Genomic DNA, 1,313 nt, shown 5'->3' with positions numbered 1-1,313 from the left:
GAGCCTATCAGCATTATTTGGCTCCTTGAGGATAACGGTCTTTAACATTGCTTCACTTATGTTCACCATACCTTCCAAGCCTAGCTCCCATCCACTTTAATGCTAGTAGAGTTGATTTTATCTCACGGCTCCATTTCCTGACTTGCGTCACGGGCTTCATTGTCCCCAAGGCTCCTGACACAGCATTTCTACTTATGCCAGCTTGAGTAGGCTACTGCTAGGAAAATAGCAGGTTTTCTCATCAAAATCGTTGGAAAATAGTTACTTGTACAGCTTACCTTGTCGCACTTGCAAGACCAATATGATTGCGTTGAGAAATTGCTGAACGCGCTTGACAGCGTTCCACACCGCAGTTTTGTTTGATATCTGATGTTATTATTATCCTGATAGTCAAGGTAAGCGCGGTCGTCCGCCAATTGGATTAGAGCGGATGTTAAGAATGTACTTTGTGCAGCAATGGTATCACCTTGCTGATGAGGCACTGGAAGATGCAATTTACGATAGTCAATCATTACTACAATTCATTGGCATTGATTTAAGTATTGAATCGGTACCAGATGCGACAACGCTGTTAAAATTTCGCCATTTACTCGAACGTTATGAACTATAGTCGATCCAACATAAAATGAGTTATAAACTAAGGTGGTAAAAACACATGACTTATTCTATTGAATTTCGTCGTCGAGCATTAGAACTAAAAGAAAAGTTTAATCTTACTTATAGTGAAGCCGCTCATAGGCTAGGAGTCGGACCTGCAAGTTTAGCTCGTTGGAATAAAGAACTGGAATCGCAATAAACCTCCAACTAAAATTAATACGGATCATCTTCTAAAAGATGTTGAAATGTATCCCGATGCCTACCTTCAGGAACGTGCTGATAGATTGCAAGTGAGTAAGAGTGGTATTGGCACAGCGTTGGGAAGATTAGGCATTAGTCGTAAAAAAACATTTTCTCATCCCAAGGTAAATGATCAAGCACGTTTTTCATTTCAAGAGCGCGTAGAAAGCCATAAAAGTCATGGAAAAACAGTAGTTTATATTGATGAAAGTGGGTTTGCTAATGATATGCCACGTTCTTATGGGTATGCTTCTATTGGAAAACAGTGTTTAGACAAACGCAATTGGCATGAAAAAGGACGAATAAATGCGATTGGAGCAATCGCTGACTTCTCTTTACTAACAGTGACTTTATAGTTATCCGCAAAACATACTATACTATAAGAGAAAATGTAGGAGCTTACGACAGTGAAACTGTGCAACGAAGACCAACTTTTGAATTTCTTAAGACGTGAAGAAGACAGTTCAGTTAAGTAT

Annotated in this window: 2 protein-coding genes and 1 pseudogene; all 3 read left to right on the top strand. The window is 39.5% G+C overall.

Going from position 1 to position 1,313, the window contains the following annotated elements:
• Positions 1–376 precede the first annotated feature (376 nt).
• Positions 377–607, top strand: a pseudogene (locus CKO12_RS14290) (transposase); the annotation flags it as partial.
• A gap of 48 nt (positions 608–655) precedes the next feature.
• Positions 656–796 (top strand): transposase, encoded by a 141-nt coding sequence (locus tag CKO12_RS15055; RefSeq protein WP_242466364.1) that lies wholly within the window; start codon positions 656–658, stop codon positions 794–796.
• Positions 774–1,193 (top strand): IS630 transposase-related protein, encoded by a 420-nt coding sequence (locus CKO12_RS15050; RefSeq protein ID WP_338032768.1) that lies wholly within the window; start codon positions 774–776, stop codon positions 1,191–1,193. Before CKO12_RS15055 ends, CKO12_RS15050 begins: the two co-directional genes overlap by 23 nt.
• Positions 1,194–1,313: the final 120 nt, after the last annotated feature.

The sequence above is a fragment of the Chromatium okenii genome (assembly GCF_016583745.1).
GTDB classification, from domain to species: domain Bacteria; phylum Pseudomonadota; class Gammaproteobacteria; order Chromatiales; family Chromatiaceae; genus Chromatium; species Chromatium okenii.
Note: the sequence above shows the minus strand (reverse complement) of the source record. Positions and strands in the feature narration are given on the sequence as shown.

Excerpts from the sequence above, each read along its gene's own strand:
- CKO12_RS15055 (WP_242466364.1), top strand. The coding sequence starts at position 656 with ATGACTTATTCTATTGAATTTCGTCGTCGAGCATTAGAACTAAAAGAA.